Origin of the sequence: Thermomonas sp., assembly GCF_025993755.1 — a bacterium.
In the GTDB taxonomy this organism is placed as follows: domain Bacteria; phylum Pseudomonadota; class Gammaproteobacteria; order Xanthomonadales; family Xanthomonadaceae; genus Thermomonas.
In genome coordinates this window covers 1-18,869 of the sequence record NZ_JAMQHN010000052.1, presented here as the reverse complement: position 1 = coordinate 18,869, position 18,869 = coordinate 1, and the positions used below count along the sequence as shown (strand labels likewise).

Below are 18,869 nucleotides of genomic sequence, written 5' to 3'. Positions count from 1 at the left end.
GACCATGCCGGCGGCGGGCGCGGCATCGTCGTACATGCCTTCGGCGGCCAGCGGCGCGATTTCCAGAAACGGCGAACCGGGGTCGAGCAGGGCGTCGATGCGTTCGCGCGGCAGCAGCTTGCCGCGTGCCGTGTGCCTGGCGCGGGCTTTCTCGCCGCCGCCGTCGGCGGCATGGGCGAGGCGGCGCTTGAGTTCGGCGACCAGTTCGCGGTGGTAGGCCGCGTTTTCGGTGAACTCGGGGGCGCGGGGATCGAGCTGTGAGGCAAGGGCGGGCATTGCGTGGGTCCGAACCGGCAAGACCTGCAAGGATACCGCCTCGCCGATTCCGGCTACAGGCAGGGGCGCCGGTTTGCGACAATGGCAGGCCGTCTCGCAGCAGATACCCGTGGCCCGACTCGACCAGACTCCGAAAACCGTCGTGATTTCCGACCTCAGCCACGACGGGCGCGGCGTGGCGCACTGGCCGGAAGGCCATCCGCAGGCCGGGAAAACCCTGTTCGTTTCCGGCGCGTTGCCGGGCGAGACCGTCAGCGTGCAGCAGACCGCGCGTTCGAAGCATTTCGACGAGGCCAGGACGCTGCAGGTGCTGGAGGCGTCGAAAGACCGCGTGACGCCACGCTGCCCGCACTTCGGCACCTGCGGCGGCTGCGCGCTGCAGCACCTCGACGCCGACAGGCAGATCGAATACAAGCAGCGGGTGCTGCTGGACAACCTGCAGCGCATCGGCCACGTCGCGCCGCAGGCGGTCTTGCCGCCGCTGCGCGCCGACAGCTGGGGCTACCGGCGCAAGGGCCGGCTGTCGGTGCGGCGGGTCGAGAAAAAGGACAAGACTCTGGTCGGATTCCGCGAGCAGGATCCGCGCTTCGTGGCCGATCTGCACGAATGCCACACCATCCTGCCGCCGCTTGGCTTCAAGCTCGACCTGTTGGGTGCGCTGGTGGACGGCATGGACGGCCGTCGCGACATCCCGCAGATAGAATTCATTGGCGGCGATGCGGCCATTGCGCTGGTGTTCCGCCACCTGCAGCCGTTGGCCGAAGCGGACAGGGCGCGGCTCGCCGCCTTCGGTGCCGAACACGGCTTTGCGATCTTCCTGCAGCCCGGTGGCACCGAATCAGTGCATCCGCTGAACGGCACGGCGCCGGCGCTGTCGTTCCATCTTTCGCAGTGGAACGTCGAACTGCAGTTCAAGCCGCTCGACTTCATCCAGGTCAACGCCAAACTCAACGAGGCGATGATCGCCCGCGCGCTGGACCTTCTCGACGTGCAGCCGGGCGAGCGGGTGCTCGACCTGTTCTGCGGGCTGGGCAACTTCACCCTGCCGCTGGCGCGGGTGGCGGGCGAGGGCGCCGTGGTCGGCGTCGAGGGCGACGCCGGGCTGGTGGCCCGCGCCCGCGCCAACGCCGAACATAACGGTCTGAACAACGTCAGCTTCCACGCCGCCGATCTCGCGCAGGACCTGCGCGGCCAGCCGTGGCTGAAGCGGGGTTTCGACAAGCTGCTGCTGGACCCGGCCCGCGCCGGCGCGATCGAGGCCCTGAAGCAATTGCCCCTGAAGGGCCTGAAGCGGATCGTCTATGTCAGCTGCCATCCCGGCTCGCTGGCGCGCGACGCCGGATATCTGGTCAACGAAGCCGGCTGGACGCTGCGCGAGGCGGGGGTAATGGACATGTTCCCGCACACTGCGCACGTGGAATCGATTGCCGTGTTCGAACCGGGCAGGAAGGGCTGAGCATGGGTGTCGAAATCGAACGCAAGTTTCTCGTGCGCGGCGAGGCCTGGCGCGCGCAGGCGCATGCCTCCATCACGATGGCGCAGGGATATCTCAACGATGCCGCCAGCGTCGATGCCGGGACGATGCGCGCCTCGGTGCGGGTGCGGCTGGAAGGCGAGGCGGCGCGGCTGAACATCAAGTCGCGTGAGCTGGGAACGACCCGCCAGGAGTTCGAATACGCCATCCCGGTGGAAGACGCGCGGGCGCTGCTGGCGCTGTGCGTCGGCGGCCGCGTGGAAAAACGCCGTCATCTCGTCAGGCACGCGGGGCATCTGTGGGAAATCGACGAGTTCTTCGGCGACAACGCCGGTCTGGTCGTGGCGGAAATCGAACTGGGCGATGAACGCGAAGCCTTCGAGCGCCCCGACTGGCTCGGCGTTGAAGTGACAATGCGGCGGCGCTACTACAATCTTGCCCTGGCGTCGCGCCCGTACTCGCTCTGGAGCGAGGACGAGCGCCGCCCCACCGAATCCGAAGGATGAACGCATGTTGTTGATTGGTGTGTCCGGTCACGCGCTCACTGAAGCCGAGCGCGACTGGCTGCAACACCCCGCCTGTGCGGGCGTGGTGCTGTTCGCGCGCAATTTCGCCAGCCGTGCCCAGACGGTGGAACTGACGCAGGCGATCCGCGCCGCCGCGCCGCGCCCGCTGCTGGTGTGCGTGGATCAGGAAGGCGGGCGGGTGCAGCGCTTCCGCGACGGCTACAGCACGCTGCCGGCGCTGCGTGGTTTCGAGGAACTGTATCGGCGCGATGCCGATGCAGCCCTGCATCTGGCGCACGAGCACGCCTGGCTGATGGCCAGTGAAATCCGTGCAACCGGACTGGACCTGAGCTTCGCGCCGGTGGTCGATCTGGCGCGCGGCAACCGCGCGATCGGCAATCGCGCCTTCGCGGAGGATCCGCAGATCGTGGCGGCTTTCACCCGCGCCTACGTGGCCGGCATGCACGAAGCCGGCATGATCGCCACGCTCAAGCATTTCCCGGGGCATGGTTCGGTGCTGGAAGACACCCATTTCGATGCCGCCACCGATCCGCGTTCTCTGGACGCGTTGCGCGGTGCCGACTTGATCCCGTTTGCCGCCGGCATCGAGGCTGGCGCCGATGCGGTGATGATGGCCCACGTCACCTATCCGCAGGTGGCGCCCGAGCCGGCCGGCTATTCGAAGCGCTGGATCGGCGACATCCTGCGCACCGGGATGGGCTTCCGCGGCGTGGTGTTTTCCGACGACATCGGCATGGTTGCCGCCGGCAGCGCGGGCGGCGTCCAGGCGCGGATTGATGCGCATCTGGACGCCGGCTGCGACGTGGTGCTGGTCTGCCACCCCGGGTCGGTCGAGGAAGCGCTGCACGCGGTGGAGGGCCGCGCGCTGCCCTCGATGGCGTTGACCGGACTGATCGGCCGCGGAGCGCTCGGATGGGATGCGCTGCTGGCGGACGGCCGCCATGCGCAGGCGCGGCGGGAACTGGCGCAGGTGCCCGCTGCCGGTGCCGACGCCGCCTTGCATTCCGGCGCCAACGACGTCGGGAGCGTGGCATGAGCCGCCCCCGGTTGTCCGATGCGCTGCGCACGGCGCGGGTGCTGTTCGAGCGCCCGGCGCTGGAAGCGGCGATTGCGCGCATGGCCGGCGAGGTGCGCGCCGCCTGGCCCGGCGACGATGTGCCCGTGTATCTCACCGTCATGAACGGCGCGATGCCGTTTGCCGCGCAGCTGGCCTTCGCGCTGGGCGAGCGCGGGATGGATCTGGAATTCGATTATCTGCACGCCACCCGCTACCGCGGCGAAACCCACGGCGCCGACCTGGTCTGGAAGCATCGCCCCGACACCCCGCTGCAGGGACGCAAGGTCCTGCTGGTCGACGACATCCTCGACGAAGGCCATACCCTGCTGGAGATCCGGCGCTGGTGCGAGGCGCAGGGCGCGGCGGAGGTGCGGATCGCGGTGCTCACCCGCAAGCTGCATGACCGCTGCGTCGCCGGCATCCACGCCGATCACGTCGGCGTTGAATTGCCCGACGCCTTCGTGTTCGGCTACGGGATGGACTATTACGAGCAGGGGCGCAATCTTCCGGCGATCTATGCGTTGGCCGAGTGAGCCCGCATGCCCTGACCGCCAGCCCTTTGCCGGACATGCCGTGAATACATCCATGCAGGCTTTTCAGCCCTCCCCTTCAAGGGGAGGGTTGGGTGGGGATGGTGTCGAGAGATATCACCGCCTCATGACGAACGATTTCCGGATTTTTTGACGCGGATCGACGCGGGTCGACGCGGATGAAAAGCCGATGCGGAAGATGGATCAAGGATTGATCCGCGTTTTCCGCGTTGATCCGCGTCAAAATGCCCCAAATCAACTGCGGCGAACGCGAACATGACCGACATTGCATTGGCCGTGATCGGCGGTACCGGCGTCTATGCGCTGGGTGAACTGACCGGCGTCGAATCCCACCAGCCGGTGACCCCCTACGGCGTGCCGTCTGGTCCGGTGCGCGTCGGCACGTATGCGGGAAAGCGCGTGGCGTTCCTGGCGCGCCACGGCGAAGGCCACGCGCTGCCGCCGCACAGGATCAACTACCGCGCCAACCTGGCCGCGCTGAAGGCGCTGGGTGCAAGCCGCGTGCTGGCGCTGAACACCGTGGGCGGGATTACCGAACGCTTCGGCCCGCGCGTGCTGGCCTGCCCGGATCAGCTCATCGACTACACGTGGGGACGCATATCCACGCTGTGCGAAGAACCGGGCAGCGATGTTGTGCACGTGGATTTCGGCGAACCCTACGCGCCGGGATTGCGCCAGCGCATCATCAAGGCCGCGCAGCGCGCGGGCGTGGCGCTGGAGGCGGGCGGTTGCTACGGGGCCACCCAGGGGCCGCGTCTGGAAACCCGGGCCGAGATCGCCCGGATGCGCCGCGACGGCTGCGATCTGGTCGGCATGACCGGCATGCCGGAGGCGGGGCTGGCGCGTGAACTGGGCCTGGACTATGCCTGCCTTGCCATCGTCGCCAACTGGGCGGCCGGTGCCGGGCCAGCGGTGGATGACGTCATCACGCTGGACGAAGTGCTGGCCAACGTGGCGACGGCAACCTGCGACGTTGCGCGGTTGCTGCAGGCGTTGCTGGCCGATTGAGTCGAGGCCAGCTTTACCGCAGGCACAAAAAAACGGGCCCGCCGTTGCCGACGGGCCCGTTTCGAATTCCTGATTGCTCGGGAATTACTTGCCTTCGGCCGGAGCAGCGGCATCGGCCGGAGCAGCGGCGTCGGCCGGAGCAGCGGCATCGGCCGGAGCAGCGGCGTCGGCCGGAGCAGCGGCGTCGGCCGGAGCAGCGGCGTCGGCCGGAGCGGCGGCATCGGCCGGGGCGGCGGCGGTGGCGTCGGCCGGAGCAGCGGCGTCGGCCGGGGCAGCGGCGGCATCAGCCGGGGCAGCAGCGGCGTCGGTCGGCGCTTCGGTCTTCTGGCAGGCCGACAGGGCGAGCACGCCAGCGGCGAGCAGAACGATGAGCTTGTTGTTCATGAAAATTACCCCAATGAGTTGACTTGCGTGGTTGAAACGAACAATGCCAGTGCGCTTAGCGGGCCGGCATCGCCGGTGGTTCGTTACACTGACTGGAACAGCTCCGGACTGGACCGAAGCACGAAAAAGCCGCCGGCGCACCGACGGCTTCCCCGATTTTGCTGAAACCTGGCGAAATGCTCCGCCAGTTGCCTTACTGGGCCTCGGAGCCGGTTGCAGCCTGCTCGGCCTGGTCGGCCGACTGCTGGGCCGCTTCCGGCGTGGCAGCAGCGTCGGCCGGAGCGGCGGCGTCAGCCGGGGCTGCAGCGTCCACCGGAGCAGCGGCGTCAGCGGTAGCGTCGGCCGGGGCCATGGCGGCGTCGGCGGCAGGTGCTTCGGCGGCGGGCGCTTCGGCGGCTGCCGTCGCGTCGGCGGCGGGCTCTTGCTGGCTGCAGGCGCTCAGGGCAACGCCCAGCGCCATCGCGAGCAGGATCTTGTTGATCGACATGATACGGATTCCTCGTCGTTGAATTCGGTGCGGTGCGGGAGCACGCGCGGCTACTATGATGGGGATTCGCCGCCGGCTGTCAAGGGTTTGTCCGGTTTTTTTTCATTCCGGCGTTAACGTTTTTCATACAAGTTCGATCGCCATGGCGGTGGCTTCGCCGCCGCCGATGCACAGCGAGGCGACGCCGCGCCGTCCGCCGCGGGCTTGCAGCGCGTGCAGCAGGGTCACCAGCAGGCGTGCACCGCTGCAGCCGATCGGGTGCCCCAGCGCCAGCGCGCCGCCGTTGACGTTGAGCTTGTCATGCGGAATGCCGAGGTCGGTCATCGGCGCCATCGCCACGCAGGCAAAGGCTTCGTTGACCTCGAACAGATCCACGTCGGCGACCGTCCATCCGGCCTTGGTCAGCACGTTCCGTACTGCGGCCACTGGCGCGGTGGTGAACCACTCGGGGGCCTGGGAATGGGTGGCATGGGCGACGATCCGCGCCAGCGGCCTGGCGCCCGCGGCTGCGGCGGCCTCGGCGGACATCACCACCAGCGCGGCGGCACCGTCGGAGATCTTCGAGGACGAGGCCGCAGTCAGAACCCCGTCCTTGCCGAAGGCCGCGCGCAGGGTCGGGATCTTCGCGAGGTCGATCTTGCCCGGCTCCTCGTCCTTGTCGACCACGACCTCGCCTTTGCGGGTCTTGACCGTCACCGGGGTGACTTCCGCATCGAAGGCGCCGGCGGCCTGCGCCGCCTGGGCGCGGCGGGCGCTTTCGGCCGAGAAGGCGTCCACGGCGGCCCGGTCGTAGCCGTACTTGGCGCAGGCGGCATCGCCGAACACGCCCATGGCCTTGCCCTGGTAGGGGTCGGTCAGGCCGTCCCAGGCCATGTGGTCGAGGAACTCGGCGCTGCCGTAGCGGATGCCGGTGCGCGAGTTGTTGAGCAGGTGCGGGGCATTGGTCATCGACTCCATGCCGCCGGCGACGACCGCGCGCGCCGATCCGGCCTTGATGATGTCGTGGGCCAGCATCACCGCCTTCATGCCCGAACCGCAGACCTTGTTGATGGTGGTGCAGCCGGCGGCGTCCGGAATGCCGGCGCCGCGCGAAGCCTGGCGGGCCGGGGCCTGGCCGAGGCCGGCCGGCAGCACGCAGCCCATGATGACTTCGTCGATCGCGTCGGCGGTCAGGCCCGACTGCTCCAGCGCGCCGCTAATGGCGGCGGTGCCGAGCGCCGGCGTCGGGGTCCCGGTGAACTGGCCGAGAAAGGAACCGATGGCGGTGCGCTTGGCACCGACGATGACGATGTCGCTCATGGGAGACTCCGGAGCTGTTGCGGATGGGGGCCTGCAATTATGGCGCAATCGACGTGATGTGCTGCATTGCGTCATGGAGCGGCCTGCCGGCGGGAACGTTGCGCGAACGGCGGCAACGGCTTACAAGGTGGATATCGGGGCGAAACGGGGATCGAGACACCATGCAGGGTGCATTCTTGGGCAGAGACGTTGACCCTTTGCGGTCGTTACCGGCGCACGCGCTCCTTCCCGTCCTGATTGCGCTGGCGCTGGCGGCGTGCGGCGGTGGCGGAGGCGGCACGGTGCGCTCCACTCCACCGCCGACGACCCCAGGCACGCCACCACCCACGGTTCCCGATTTCACGCCGAACGTGGCCAACGATGCCGCGCTGGTCGTCAATCCGCCCACGATCCCGACGCTGCCCGCGCCGGCCATGCTTCCGCAGTACAGCCAGCACCTTCAGCTGACCAATGCCGCGGGGGCGCTGGGCGCCGGGTGGCTGGGGCAGGGGGTGACGATCGGACTGCTGGATACCGGGGTGAATCGAAACAATCCGGCGCTGCAGGGTCGGGTCGGGCAGGAATTCATCCACGTCGATCCGGCGACCAACAACACCAGCGTCGATGACGTGGTGGGCCACGGCACGGTGGTCGCGGAAATGGCGGCGGGCAAAGGCATTGGCAACTGGGGCGGCGGCGTGGCGCAGGGCGCCGGCATCGTCGTCTCGCGCATCATCGACGACCATCCACCGCCGGACGACGGCTCCGGCGCGGGCAACGAGATCCACGCCGGCGAGGGCTATGGCGATTTCTTCCGCGACATCAACGCCGAGCTGGCCGGCGCCGGTGCGAAGATCATCAACAATTCCTGGGGTGGGCTGTACTGGAACGATCCCGCGCTCACCGCCGAACTGGATGCCGCCTGGCGCGATTTCGTGGTCACTCGCGGCGGGCTGATCGTGTTTGCCAACGGCAACAGCGGCGCCGATCCCCGCTATGCCGGCGAGCCGTCGGACAACGCGCGGCTGCCGACGCTGGCCAACGATCCGGCGCTGGAAAAAGGCTGGATCACCGTTGGCGCGCTGGATCCCAACAATCCCACCCAGCTCACGAACTACTCGCAGCAGTGCGGCAGCGCGATGAACTACTGCCTGGTCGCGCCCGGCAACGTGATCTTCATCGATCAGCAGGCCAAGGTGGGGGACGCCAGTTATTCCCTGTATCAGGGTGGCGGCACGTCCTACGCGGCGCCGCAGGTGGCCGGCGCGGCGGCGGTGGTGTGGTCGCTGTTCCCGTATTTCAGCAACGACCAGGTGCGGCAGACGGTGCTGGCGGCATCCAAGGATCTGGGCGCGCCCGGCGTCGACCCGGTGTTCGGATGGGGCCTGCTGGATGTCACCAAGGCGGCAATGGGGCCGAGCAATTTCGCCTGGGGCGATTTTTCGGTGGCGTTTTCGGGAAATTCGGTCTGGCGCAACGTCATCGTCGGCAGCGGCGGGTTGATCAAGGGCGGCAGCGGCACCCTGACCCTGGCCGAAGCCGGCAAGTTCACCGGCGCGACCAGGGTCGATGCCGGTGGACTGGACGTGCGCAAGGGACTGCTGTCCGACCTGACCATCGCCAGCGGGGCAACGGTCTGGGGCAGCGGCAGCTTCGGCGGCTTCGTCAACAACAGCGGGCGCTTCCTGAGCGGCGCGTCCAGTCCGGCCAGCATCGTCGGCAACTTCACCCAGTCGGCCAGCGGCAACCTGGGCGTGTGGCTGGGCAGCACGCTCAACATCAGCGGCAGCGCCACGCTCGCCGGCAGTCTGTCCATCCTCGGTGTGCGTTCGGGCTACACGACGTCGTCCAGGGAAACCCTGCTCAATGCCAACGGCGGAATCACCGGAACGTTTTCCTCGCTCAAGGCGGCGCCAAACGTCTTCCTCATCGCCTCGCTGGCCTACGATCCCAACAAGGTCTATCTCGACATCAACCGGATCGACGTGAGCAAGGCGGTTGCGGGCATGGGGCTTGGCGGCGCCAGCGCGGACACGGCGGCGCGGGTCGAAACGGCGATGCAGGCCATCGATGCCTCGGCGGGAATCGCCGCGTCGGGCGGGATCAGTCCGGTGTTCCGCGATGCGGCCGGCGCGTTCCAGCAGGCGGCCAGCGTCGAACAAGCCGAACGGTCGTTGCGCAGCCTGTCCGGTGAAATGCACGCGGCGTCCGCGGCGATGACTTTCGATGCCATCGATATCGGCCGTCGCACCTTGGCCCAGCGCCTCGATGGCCTGTCCCGCAGTCCGGCGCGCGCCGGTGGCTGGTATCGCGACCTGGCCAGCGGCGGGCAGCTTGCGCAGGCCGGCTACGATCGCATCGGGCTGGATTCCAGGGGGTCGATGATCGGCAACGACTGGCGCGTCGGCCGCCATGCGCTGGTGGGCGTGGCCGTGAACCGGCTCGAACAGAACAGCTGGCTGGGCGCGCTGGGAGATTCCAGCCGCGGATACCAGAGCGAGGCCCAGCTGTACGCGGCAAGCTGGCGCGGCCCGTGGCAGGTGCAGGCGCAGCTTGCGGCCGGTTCGTTCCAGCGGCAGCTGCAGCGCAACCTGCTGTTGGGCACATTGCAGGATACGGTCGCGACGCGGCTGTCGGGTCGCTATCGGAGCCTGTCGGTGGAACTCGGCCGGCGCGTGGATCTGGGCGATTTCGCGCTGATGCCGTATCTGGGCAGCAGCTACGTGCATCTGTCGAACGATGGCTTCGATGAAGCGGGGCAGACCGGCTTCGGCCTGCGCGCCCATGGCTGGGATGCCGGTCGTTGGCAGGCGCTGGCGGGACTGCGCGCCGAGCGCGGCTGGCGCATGGGCGGCGTCGACCTGCGCGCGGATGCGCACGCCGAGTGGCAGCAGACGCTGGCGTCAAGCGGCTTGCTGTTCGACGCCAGCTTCACCGGCATCGAGCAGTGGGCACCGCTGCAGGGCATGGCGCTGTCGCGCCGCGGCCAGCAGTTCGGCCTGGGGTTGTCGGCGTTGTTCGGCCCGAAGGCCATGCTGCGCTTCGACCTGGGCCAGCGTCGCAGCGATGCCGGTCGTGCCGGAACGGCGATGCTGTGGGGGATGTACCGGTTCTGACCGCTTCAGTAGGCGAATTGCACGCGCAGGCCGAAGGTCAGCGGGTCGTTGGCGGTTCCGCGACGGCTGCTGTTGTAGTGCAACACGTTGGCGATCACCCGCACGTTGGGATGCGGATAGCTGGTGGCGGCCAGGCCCCAGCTCTCAGCACGGCCGCCGCGCAGCGCCGGGCCGTCGTCGAGATCGATCGCGCCATAGCGCAACGCCAGTTCCCAGCCCACGTGGCCCCTGGGTGCCGGTGCGGTGGCCACGCCGCGCTTGTAGCCGCGGCCATCGCCGGTGGGCGACCAGGTGAGTTGCACGCTGGTGGCATCGCCACTCACGTTGCCGGCGTCGCGATGCAGGAACACCTTGGCGGTTTCGCCCTGCAGGGACCACGCGCCGCGGACCCACAGGCCCTCGATCGCCGCGCGGTCGATCCGATCCACTCCGGCGATCCCGCCGGTGGCTGCCAGCCGCAGATCGCTGAGCACGCTGCCGGCGTTGAGGCTGTAGCTTGCGCTGTGCGAACGCGGCGATTCGCTGGCCAGACTGAGGCCGACGTGCAGGTCTCCTTCCGCGCCCGAACGCAGCAGCCAGGTGGTGCGAAGGCTCGCGCCCGGCGAATCGCCGGTGCCGTCCAGACGATGGCCGAACACGGCGACGTTGAAGGTGCCGTGCTTGCCCCAGCGGGCGTATTCCACGCCGATCCGGCGGCTGATCACGAAGGCGCCCACCGGCGAGGGTTCCAGGAAAGCCGATTGTTTGTCGGCGATCGCGTCTTCCAACGCGAACGGTTGCTTGAACTGGCCGAGGCGGAAGGACCGGCCTTCGCCCGGAGCAAGTTCGAGGTAGGCATCGGGTGGGGTGCGGTCGGCGAAGTCGTGCTCCACCACCACCTGCCAGCGATTGTCGTCGCCCTTGAGTCGGAAGCCCAGCCGCGCGCGGCGGAAGCCGTCTTCGGTTTGCGGCTGGCCCGGGCCGGACGTCACCCGGACCCATTCGTATTGCAGGTTCGCGGTGGGGGTGACGGTGACAGGCAGGCTGCCGGCGGCGGCCGGAGCGATGATCGCGGCCAGCGCTCCGGCGGCGGCCAACTGGCATGGCGTCAGGCAGGACATGCGGATTTCTCCCCAGAACGTGATGTGGCAGCAAGGGCGCCCGACCCAATGTCGCCGGCGTTTCGTCGCGCGCGCCATGACGACAGGGCGCACGCCGGGAAGCCGCTTCAGTGATTGCCGGCGAACAGCTCGCGGCCGATCAGCATGCGGCGGATTTCGTTGGTGCCGGCGCCGATCGCGTAGAGCTTGGCGTCGCGCAGGATGCGGCCGGTGGCGAATTCGTTGATGTAGCCGTTGCCGCCCAGAGCCTGGATGCCTTCCAGCGCCACCTTCACCGCGTTTTCGCTGGCGTGCAGCAGGCAGGCGGCGGCATCGATCCGGCTGCGGTGGCCGGCGTCGTAGTCGCGCGCGACCTGGTAGGCGAAGGCGCGGCTGGACTGCAGCGCGGTGTACATGTCGGCGATCTTGGCCTGCATCAGCTCGAACATGCCGACCGGCTGGCCGAACTGGCGGCGCTCGCGCACGTAGGGCAGGGCGATGTCCAGCGCCGCCTGCATCAGCCCCAGCGGGCCGCCGGACAGGACGAGGCGCTCGGTGTTCAGCCCGCTCATCAGCACCTTGACGCCGTTGTTGACTTCGCCGAGCACGTTCTCCTGCGGGATCTCGCAGTTCTCGAACACCAGCTCGCAGGTGTTGCTGCCGCGCATGCCCAGCTTGTCGAGCTTCTGCGCGGTGGAGAAACCCTTCATGCCCTTCTCAATGAGGAAGGCGGTCATGCACTTGCTGCCCAGCTCGCGGCTGGCGGTGCGCATGTAGACGATCAGGACATCGGCCTCGGGGCCGTTGGTGATCCACATCTTGTTGCCGTTGGCCACCCAGACGTCGCCCTTCAGCTCGGCCCGGCAGGCCATCGAGCCGACCACGTCGGAACCGGCGCCCGGTTCGCTCATCGCCAGTGCGCCCTTGAACTCGCCGCTGCACAGCTTTGGCAGGTACTTCGCCCGCTGCGCCGCGTTGCCGTTGGCGTACAGGTTGTTGACGCACAGGTTGGAATGCGCGCCGTAGGACAGGCCAATCGCGCCGGAGGCGCGGCTGATTTCCTCCATCGCGACGAGATGGGCGAGGTAGCCCATGCCGCTGCCGCCGAAATCGCCGGGAACGGTCATGCCGAGCAGGCCCATCTCGCCGAGCATCGGCCACAGTTCCTGCGGGAACCAGTTGTCCTCGTCCGCCTTGGCCGCGCGCGGCGCGATTTCGGTTTCTGCAAAGCGGCGAACCGCCTCGCGCAGGGCGTCGATGTCGTCACCAAGTGGGAATGGACGCATGGTGGCTCCGGAGATAGAAGAACGGGCTGGCTTCAATTGGCGGCGCGCGGAACTGGGGGCGCGGCATGAATGACGAGCCTGCCCCCTGTGCCTGCGATCAGCTGCGGATCCGCCCCTGGAAGCGCGTCTGGCCGCGGCCCATCGGCAGCTTGAGCTTGCCGATGGCGGCGATGCGCTCTTCGGCGAGGCGGTCGGCGGCCTTGTAGGTCGGGATCGAATCGCGATCGGCGATTTCGTAGATGCGGGTGAGGTTGTGGTAGATGGTCCGCATCATCCGCATCGCGCGCTCGCGGTTGTAGCCGTCCAGTTCCAGCGCCACGTTCATCACGCCGCCGGCGTTGACCGCGTAGTCGGGCGCATAGAGGATGCCGCGCCTGACCACTTCGTCGCCGATGGCGTCGGTGGACAGCTGGTTGTTGGCGGCGCCGCAGATGACCTTGAACTTGAAGCGGGGCAGGGTCTGCTCGTTGACGGTGCCGCCCAGCGCGCAGGGCGAATAGACGTCGGCATCGACGTCGTAGATGGCGTCGGGGGCGACGGCTTCCGCGCCGAAATCGGCGACGGCCTTCTCGACCCGGTCCTTGTGGATGTCGGTGACGAAAATCTTGGCGCCGCGTTCCTTGAGCAGCTTCACGTATTCCATGCCCACGTGGCCCAGGCCCTGCACGGCGTAGGAATACTTGCCCACGTCCTCGTCGCCGAACTTCTTGTTGAGGGTGGCCATCAGGCCCTGCAGCGCGCCGTAGGCGGTGAACGGCGAGGGATCGCCGGAGCCGCCGTGGATCTGGTGGACGCCGGTGACGAACTGGGTTTCGCGATAGACGAATTCCATGTCGTTGACGTCGATGCCGACGTCCTCGGCGGTGATGTAGCGCCCGCCCAGCGAATCGACGAACTGGCCGAAGGCGCGGAACAGCGCTTCGGACTTGTCCTTGGCCGGATCGCCGATGATCACCGCCTTGCCGCCGCCGATGTTCAGGCCGGCCACCGCGTTCTTGTAGGTCATGCCGCGCGACAGGCGCAGCACGTCCTTCAGCGCGTCCTCCTCGCTCTCGTAGGGCCACATGCGGGTGCCGCCCAGCGCCGGGCCGAGCACGGTGTTGTGGATGGCGATGATGGCCTTCAGGCCGGCGTCCTTGTTGTGGCAGAAGACGACCTGTTCGTGACCGAAGGTGTCGAGGGTTTCGAAGAGCATGGCGTGACTCCGGCCGGTACCGCGCGCCCAGGCTTCGGAACCGGTGGCTGTGGATGATCGTGGCGGAAGTGCCGGCGAAGACGCGGTCATTCGCGCCGTTCGCAGCCCGCCATTCTAATCCATTGCCCGAGCGCGACCGCCGTACGCGGCGGTACGGCGATGCTGCACTGCGTCAGTTCGCGGCCTTGGGCGGCTGGAACTGGGCGCAGGGATCGGGACGCTCGGTCTTCGGGATGCGGTGCACCTCGTCGAAGCTGTCGGCTGCTGCGTCGGGTTCGATGAAACCGACGGCGTGCGGTTGCAAGCCCTGCTGGCGCAGCCAGTACGCCACCGCGATGTCGCCTCGGGTGTGGCCGTTGCCGGCGATCAGCACCACGCCGCTTGCCGCATTTTCGCGCAGCGTCTCGGCCATCACCACGTCGCGGGCGATCTGCGCCTTGGCCATGGGCTCCACCAGCGATTCCGGCAGCATCCCGCAGTGGCTGCCCCGGACTTCGTTCTCCTGCGCCTGCAGCACGCCGGCGGGCAGGTCGTCGAGTTTGTAGCGTGCGACCAATTCGGGCGTCAGCGCGGCGGCAAACCCTTCCTTGACCACCTTGGAGGCGTCGGCGCGCGACAGGTTGGCGGCGTACAGCGGCAGGTGGTACTGCAGGGCCAGCGCGATCACCGGCTTGTAATAGGACCAGGTCCAGCCCGAGCGCTCCGGCGCCACCCGCGCCACCACGCAGTCGGCGTCGCCGCATTCGCGCATCGCCGTATCCAGCGCGGCCTGCTGGTCGGTGTCGAACTGCTCCATCGCAATCGCCGGCCGCCAGCCGGCTTCGAGCTTTGCGTTGAGCAGGGCCGCGCGCGCGGCGTGGCCGGCGGCGCTGTCGTGGACCTCGCCCAGCAACTCGATTTTTGCCGCGAGCTCCTGCCCGGGCGAGGATTGGGCGAACGTGGGCGAGGCCAGCAGGCCCGCGAGGGCAAGCGACAGGGCAAAACGTCGTGGCATGGGGAAATGCTCCGATGAAGACCGGGCCATCCTAGCGCGCGCGTTAGACTAAAGGGTCAATCGTGCAATTGGACGTTCCCATGGATCACGCCCCCGCCGCACCGGAATCGCGCATCTCTCCGCTGCGCTTCGTCACCGCCGCCAGCCTGTTCGATGGCCACGACGCCGCGATCAACATCATGCGCCGGCTGATCCAGGCCCAAGGTGCCGAAGTGGTGCATCTGGGACACAACCGCAGCGTCGAGGACGTGGTGCGCGCCGCGCTGCAGGAAGACGCCGACGGCATCGCCCTGTCCAGCTACCAGGGCGGGCACGTCGAGTACCTGAAGTACATGGTGGACATGCTGAAGGCGCGCAACGCCGCTCACATCCGCGTGTTCGCCGGCGGCGGCGGCACCATCACGCCCGAGGAAATCCGCGAACTGGAGGCCTACGGCGTCGAGCGCATCTACCACCCCAACGACGGCATGAAGATGGGGCTGGTGGAAATGATCGAGGACGTGGTCAATCGCGCCGAAGCCGGCCGCCTTCCGGTCGAGACGCCGCACAAGGTCGCCTTCGACGACGAGATCGAGATCGGCCGCATGCTGTCGGCCATCGAGGAATCGGCGCTGGACGAGGCCGAACTGGCGCGACTTCGCAGCGAATGGGCGCAAGCCGGCGGCAAGGCGCCGGTGATCGGCATCACCGGCACCGGCGGCGCCGGCAAATCGTCCGTCACCGACGAACTGCTCAACCGCTTCCTGGCGCATTTCCCGGACATGCACATCGCCGTGATCTCGGTCGATCCCACCCGCCGCCGCACCGGAGGCGCGCTGCTGGGCGATCGCATCCGCATGAATTCGCTGCGCAGTCCGCGCGTGTTCATGCGCTCGATGGCCACCCGACGCCAGAACGTGGCCACCAATGCGGTGCTCAAGGATTGCATCGATTTCCTGAAATCCCTCAGCTTCGATCTGGTGATCGTGGAAACCGCCGGCATCGGCCAGAGCGATTCGGAAATCGTCGATCTGGTCGATTTCCCGATGTACGTGATGACCAGCGACTTCGGCGCGCCCAGCCAGTTGGAAAAGATCGACATGCTGGATTTCGCGGAACTCATTGTGCTGAACAAGTACGACCGGCGTGGCGCCGAAGACGCCCTGCGCGACGTGCGCAAGCAGTGGAAGCGCAACCACGTCCAGTTCCAGGTCAAGGACGAGGACGTTCCCGTCTATCCCACCATCGCCAGCCAGTTCAACGATCCCGGCCTGAACTGGATGTTCTTCAACCTGTGTCGCCTGCTGCGCGAGAAGCTGGATCTTGAACCCTCCCCTTCAAGGGGAGGGCGGGGTGGGGATGGTGTTCATTGTGATTTCGCCCCGCACATCGACACTGCCCTTAAGGAACCCCGCGCCACCGTCCTCATCCCCGGCAACCGCGTCCGCTACCTCGCCGAAATCGCGGAGCAGGGCAGGGCGATCAATGCCCGCATCGAATCGCAGGCCGAGATCGCCGACCGCGCGCAGTCGCTGTGGGAGGCGCTGAAGGAGCTGGGCGACGACAGGCTGCCGAAGACGCTGGAGCTGTATGCCGCCGAGGCGCTGACCGATGGCGACGACCGCAGCCTCAAGACCCTGCGCCAGCGCTACAACGACGCCATCCAATCGCTGGATTCCGAAGCCCTGCGCCTGCTGCGCGAATGGCCCGCGCGCCTGAAATCCATCGTCGAGCCGGTCAACGAATACCAGGTGCGCGACAAGACCATCCGCGTCGAGAACTACCGCGAATCCCTCAGCCACCAGCAGATCCCGAAAATCGCCGCGCCCACCTACAAGTCGTGGGGCGAGCTGCTGGTGTTCCTGCAGAAGGAAAACCTGCCCGGCGCGTACCCCTACACCGGTGGCGTCTATCCCTACCGTCGCACCGGCGAGGATCCGATCCGCATGTTCGCCGGCGAAGGCACGCCGGAGCGCACCAACCGCCGCTTCCACTACCTCAGCCAGGGCCTGCCCGCCGCCCGCCTGTCCACCGCCTTCGACAGCGTGACGCTGTACGGCGAAGACCCGGCGCCGCGCCCGGACATCTACGGCAAGATCGGCAATTCCGGCGTCAACATCCCCACGCTGGACGACATGAAGAAGCTGTACTCCGGCTTCGACCTGTGCGCGCCCACCACCAGCGTGTCGATGACCATCAACGGCCCCGCGCCGATTATTTTGGCGATGTTCATGAACACCGCCATCGACCAGCAGGTGGAGAAGTACCTGAAGGCCGACCCGGCGCGCTGGGCGGACGCGCAATCGAAGATCGACGCCTTTTTCGCAGGCCGCCAGCGCCCGACGTATTCTGGTGAGCTGCCGCCGGGCAACGACGGCCTGGGCCTGGCGCTGCTGGGCATGACCGGCGACCAGCTGGTGGATGCCGACACCTACGCCCGCATCAAGGCGGAAACGCTGAAGACCGTGCGCGGCACCGTGCAGGCCGACATCCTCAAAGAGGACCAGGCGCAGAACACCTGCATCTTCAGCACCGAATTCGCCCTGCGCATGATGGGCGACATCCAGCAGTACTTCGTGGACCACGCCGTCCGCAACTTCTACTCGGTGTCCATCTCCGGCTACCACATCGCCGAAGCCGGGGCCAACCCGATCAGCCAGCTCGCCTTCACCCTGTCCAACGGCTTCACCATCGTGGAGTACTACCTGGCCCGCGGCATGAAGATCGACGACTTCGCGCCCAACCTGTCGTTCTTCTTCAGCAACGGCATGGATCCGGAATACACCGTCATCGGCCGCGTCGCCCGGCGCATCTGGGCGCGGGCGATGCGCGAGCGCTACGGCGCAAGCCCGCGCAGCCAGATGATGAAGTACCACATCCAGACTTCCGGGCGTTCGCTGCACGCGCAGGAAATCCAGTTCAACGACATCCGCACCACGCTGCAGGCGCTGTATGCCCTGTTCGACAACTGCAACAGCCTGCACACCAACGCCTACGACGAAGCCATCACCACGCCCACTGAAGAAAGCGTGCGCCGCGCCGTGGCCATCCAGATGATCATCAACAAGGAGCTGGGGCTGAACTTCTGCGAGAACCCGTGGCAGGGCAGCTTCATCGTCGACAAGCTCACCGACATCGTGGAAGAGGCGGTGTACAAGGAGTTCGAGGCGATCAGCGAGCGCGGCGGCGTGCTCGGCGCCATGGACACCATGTACCAGCGCGGCAAGATCCAGGAAGAAAGCCTGTACTACGAGCACAAGAAGCACGACGGCAGCCTGCCGCTGGTGGGCGTCAACACCTTCCTGCCCAAGGAACACGGCGGCGACATCGTCACCGAGATCGAGCTGATCCGTTCGACGGAAGCGGAGAAGGGGCAGCAGATCGCGAATGTGGCGGGGTATCAGGGGAACCGCAACGGCTATGCGGCCGAGGGTTTGCGTGCGCTACAGGCGACTGCGCGGGAGCGGCGGAATGTGTTTGAATCGCTGATGGAGGCGGTGAAGACGCATTCGCTGGGGCAGATCAGCCATGCGTTGTATGAGGTGGGTGGGGAGTACAGGCGGAATATGTGACCTCGGTCGCTGCAAATTTACGGGAGCAACAAGTGGCGAATAAAAATCTTGGCGCCGCACGAAAAGCCAAGCAGGACGAGTTTTACACGCAATGGGCTGACATCGAGCGCGAGATGAACGCCTATCTGGAATACGACCCTGACGTATTCCGCGGGAAAACGATTCTGTTGCCGTGCGACGACCCAGAGTGGTCAAACTTCACCAAGTTTTTCGCGCTTCACTTTGCTGACTTTGGGCTCAAGAAGCTTATTTCCACTAGCTTCGCGCCGCAGAGTAATGCAGGGGGCGCGTTTTACCAGCCAACGCTATTCGAAACCCAGTCACCGAGTTACGTCGCCGAGATGTCCCAAACCAGGGGCAGGGTTTTTACGCTGTTGCCGAAAGATATTTCGGGTGACGGGCGTGTCGACATTGAAGATCTGCAGTGGCAATACCTGCAGGGCGATGGTGACTTCCGTAGCGCAGAGGTGACCGCGCTACGCGATGAGGCGGACATCATCATTACCAATCCGCCGTTCTCCCTGTTCCGCGAATTCGTGACATGGCTCATGGATAGCGGAAAGATGTTCTCGATGGTTGGTCATCAAAACGCAATTACCTACCAAG

The 18,869-nt window shown here is 67.0% G+C and carries 15 protein-coding genes and 1 pseudogene; 8 read left to right on the top strand and 8 right to left on the bottom strand.

All coding sequences use genetic code 11. The annotated features are described in order from the left end of the window. Positions 1 to 276 (bottom strand): annotated as a pseudogene (locus Q0X16_RS03950) (methylcrotonoyl-CoA carboxylase); the annotation flags it as partial. Positions 277 to 385: 109 nt separating this feature from the next. On the opposite strand from Q0X16_RS03950, the gene rlmD reads away from it, so the two are divergent. The 5 genes from rlmD to Q0X16_RS03925 all read left to right on the top strand — a co-directional run bounded on the left by rlmD (position 386) and on the right by Q0X16_RS03925 (position 4,893). Continuing rightward, a complete protein-coding gene (gene rlmD, locus Q0X16_RS03945; protein WP_297830852.1) occupies positions 386 to 1,732 on the top strand; it encodes a 23S rRNA (uracil(1939)-C(5))-methyltransferase RlmD in 1,347 nt (448 codons plus the stop codon). A 2-nt stretch (positions 1,733 to 1,734) separates the two neighbouring features. Continuing rightward, positions 1,735 to 2,256, top strand: coding sequence for a CYTH domain-containing protein (locus Q0X16_RS03940; protein ID WP_297830850.1), 522 nt, complete (start codon positions 1,735 to 1,737; stop codon positions 2,254 to 2,256). Positions 2,257 to 2,260: 4 nt separating this feature from the next. Further along, entirely contained in the window at positions 2,261 to 3,313 is a 1,053-nt protein-coding gene (gene nagZ, locus Q0X16_RS03935) for a beta-N-acetylhexosaminidase (protein ID WP_297830848.1), read from the top strand. After that, the gene (locus Q0X16_RS03930; protein ID WP_297830847.1) at positions 3,310 to 3,867 is read left to right on the top strand and encodes a hypoxanthine-guanine phosphoribosyltransferase; all 558 of its coding nucleotides are present in this window, start codon (positions 3,310 to 3,312) and stop codon (positions 3,865 to 3,867) included. The genes nagZ and Q0X16_RS03930 overlap by 4 nt, the downstream gene beginning before the upstream one ends. 273 nt (positions 3,868 to 4,140) lie before the next feature. Next, a complete protein-coding gene (locus Q0X16_RS03925) occupies positions 4,141 to 4,893 on the top strand; it encodes an S-methyl-5'-thioinosine phosphorylase (protein WP_297830845.1) in 753 nt (250 codons plus the stop codon). An 84-nt stretch (positions 4,894 to 4,977) separates the two neighbouring features. Here the strand turns inward: Q0X16_RS03925 and Q0X16_RS03920 are convergent, their stop codons facing one another. From Q0X16_RS03920 to Q0X16_RS03910, 3 genes are all read right to left on the bottom strand, one after another. Then, on the bottom strand, positions 4,978 to 5,277 hold the full coding sequence (locus Q0X16_RS03920; RefSeq protein WP_297830843.1) for a hypothetical protein: 300 nt from the start codon (positions 5,275 to 5,277) through the stop codon (positions 4,978 to 4,980). Between the two features lie 193 nt (positions 5,278 to 5,470). Next, positions 5,471 to 5,764, bottom strand: a complete 294-nt coding sequence (locus tag Q0X16_RS03915; protein ID WP_297830841.1) for a hypothetical protein — start codon at positions 5,762 to 5,764, stop codon at positions 5,471 to 5,473. Between the two features lie 123 nt (positions 5,765 to 5,887). Next, positions 5,888 to 7,063 (bottom strand): acetyl-CoA C-acyltransferase, encoded by a 1,176-nt coding sequence (locus Q0X16_RS03910; protein ID WP_297830839.1) that lies wholly within the window; start codon positions 7,061 to 7,063, stop codon positions 5,888 to 5,890. 281 nt (positions 7,064 to 7,344) lie between these two features. Between Q0X16_RS03910 and Q0X16_RS03905 the strand changes: the two genes are divergently transcribed. Further along, complete coding sequence (locus Q0X16_RS03905; protein WP_297830837.1) at positions 7,345 to 10,158, top strand: S8 family serine peptidase; 2,814 nt, start codon at positions 7,345 to 7,347, stop codon at positions 10,156 to 10,158. Between the two features lie 5 nt (positions 10,159 to 10,163). Here Q0X16_RS03905 and Q0X16_RS03900 read toward each other — a convergent pair whose 3' ends face one another. The 4 genes from Q0X16_RS03900 to Q0X16_RS03885 all read right to left on the bottom strand — a co-directional run bounded on the left by Q0X16_RS03900 (position 10,164) and on the right by Q0X16_RS03885 (position 14,712). After that, positions 10,164 to 11,258 (bottom strand): porin, encoded by a 1,095-nt coding sequence (locus tag Q0X16_RS03900; protein ID WP_297830834.1) that lies wholly within the window; start codon positions 11,256 to 11,258, stop codon positions 10,164 to 10,166. Positions 11,259 to 11,365: 107 nt separating this feature from the next. Beyond that, positions 11,366 to 12,523 (bottom strand): isovaleryl-CoA dehydrogenase, encoded by a 1,158-nt coding sequence (locus Q0X16_RS03895; protein WP_297830832.1) that lies wholly within the window; start codon positions 12,521 to 12,523, stop codon positions 11,366 to 11,368. A 97-nt stretch (positions 12,524 to 12,620) separates the two neighbouring features. Next, positions 12,621 to 13,718, bottom strand: a complete 1,098-nt coding sequence (locus Q0X16_RS03890) for a Glu/Leu/Phe/Val dehydrogenase dimerization domain-containing protein (RefSeq protein ID WP_297830830.1) — start codon at positions 13,716 to 13,718, stop codon at positions 12,621 to 12,623. 172 nt (positions 13,719 to 13,890) lie between these two features. Continuing rightward, on the bottom strand, positions 13,891 to 14,712 hold the full coding sequence (locus Q0X16_RS03885; RefSeq protein ID WP_297830828.1) for a ChaN family lipoprotein: 822 nt from the start codon (positions 14,710 to 14,712) through the stop codon (positions 13,891 to 13,893). Between the two features lie 80 nt (positions 14,713 to 14,792). Between Q0X16_RS03885 and Q0X16_RS03880 the strand changes: the two genes are divergently transcribed. Continuing rightward, positions 14,793 to 18,263, top strand: coding sequence for a methylmalonyl-CoA mutase family protein (locus Q0X16_RS03880; RefSeq protein WP_297830826.1), 3,471 nt, complete (start codon positions 14,793 to 14,795; stop codon positions 18,261 to 18,263). Beyond that, the coding region (locus Q0X16_RS03875; protein WP_297830823.1) for an adenine-specific methyltransferase EcoRI family protein at positions 18,260 to 18,869 on the top strand (610 nt) is incomplete at its 3' end. The genes Q0X16_RS03880 and Q0X16_RS03875, both read left to right, overlap by 4 nt.

Coding starts and splice junctions, on each gene's coding strand:
- Q0X16_RS03940 (WP_297830850.1), top strand. CDS start 1,735: ATGGGTGTCGAAATCGAACGCAAGTTTCTCGTGCGCGGCGAGGCCTGG.
- nagZ (WP_297830848.1), top strand. CDS start 2,261: ATGTTGTTGATTGGTGTGTCCGGTCACGCGCTCACTGAAGCCGAGCGC.
- Q0X16_RS03930 (WP_297830847.1), top strand. CDS start 3,310: ATGAGCCGCCCCCGGTTGTCCGATGCGCTGCGCACGGCGCGGGTGCTG.
- Q0X16_RS03925 (WP_297830845.1), top strand. CDS start 4,141: ATGACCGACATTGCATTGGCCGTGATCGGCGGTACCGGCGTCTATGCG.
- Q0X16_RS03920 (WP_297830843.1), bottom strand. CDS start 5,277: ATGAACAACAAGCTCATCGTTCTGCTCGCCGCTGGCGTGCTCGCCCTG.
- Q0X16_RS03915 (WP_297830841.1), bottom strand. CDS start 5,764: ATGTCGATCAACAAGATCCTGCTCGCGATGGCGCTGGGCGTTGCCCTG.
- Q0X16_RS03910 (WP_297830839.1), bottom strand. CDS start 7,063: ATGAGCGACATCGTCATCGTCGGTGCCAAGCGCACCGCCATCGGTTCC.
- Q0X16_RS03900 (WP_297830834.1), bottom strand. CDS start 11,258: ATGTCCTGCCTGACGCCATGCCAGTTGGCCGCCGCCGGAGCGCTGGCC.
- Q0X16_RS03895 (WP_297830832.1), bottom strand. CDS start 12,523: ATGCGTCCATTCCCACTTGGTGACGACATCGACGCCCTGCGCGAGGCG.
- Q0X16_RS03890 (WP_297830830.1), bottom strand. CDS start 13,718: ATGCTCTTCGAAACCCTCGACACCTTCGGTCACGAACAGGTCGTCTTC.
- Q0X16_RS03885 (WP_297830828.1), bottom strand. CDS start 14,712: ATGCCACGACGTTTTGCCCTGTCGCTTGCCCTCGCGGGCCTGCTGGCC.
- Q0X16_RS03880 (WP_297830826.1), top strand. CDS start 14,793: ATGGATCACGCCCCCGCCGCACCGGAATCGCGCATCTCTCCGCTGCGC.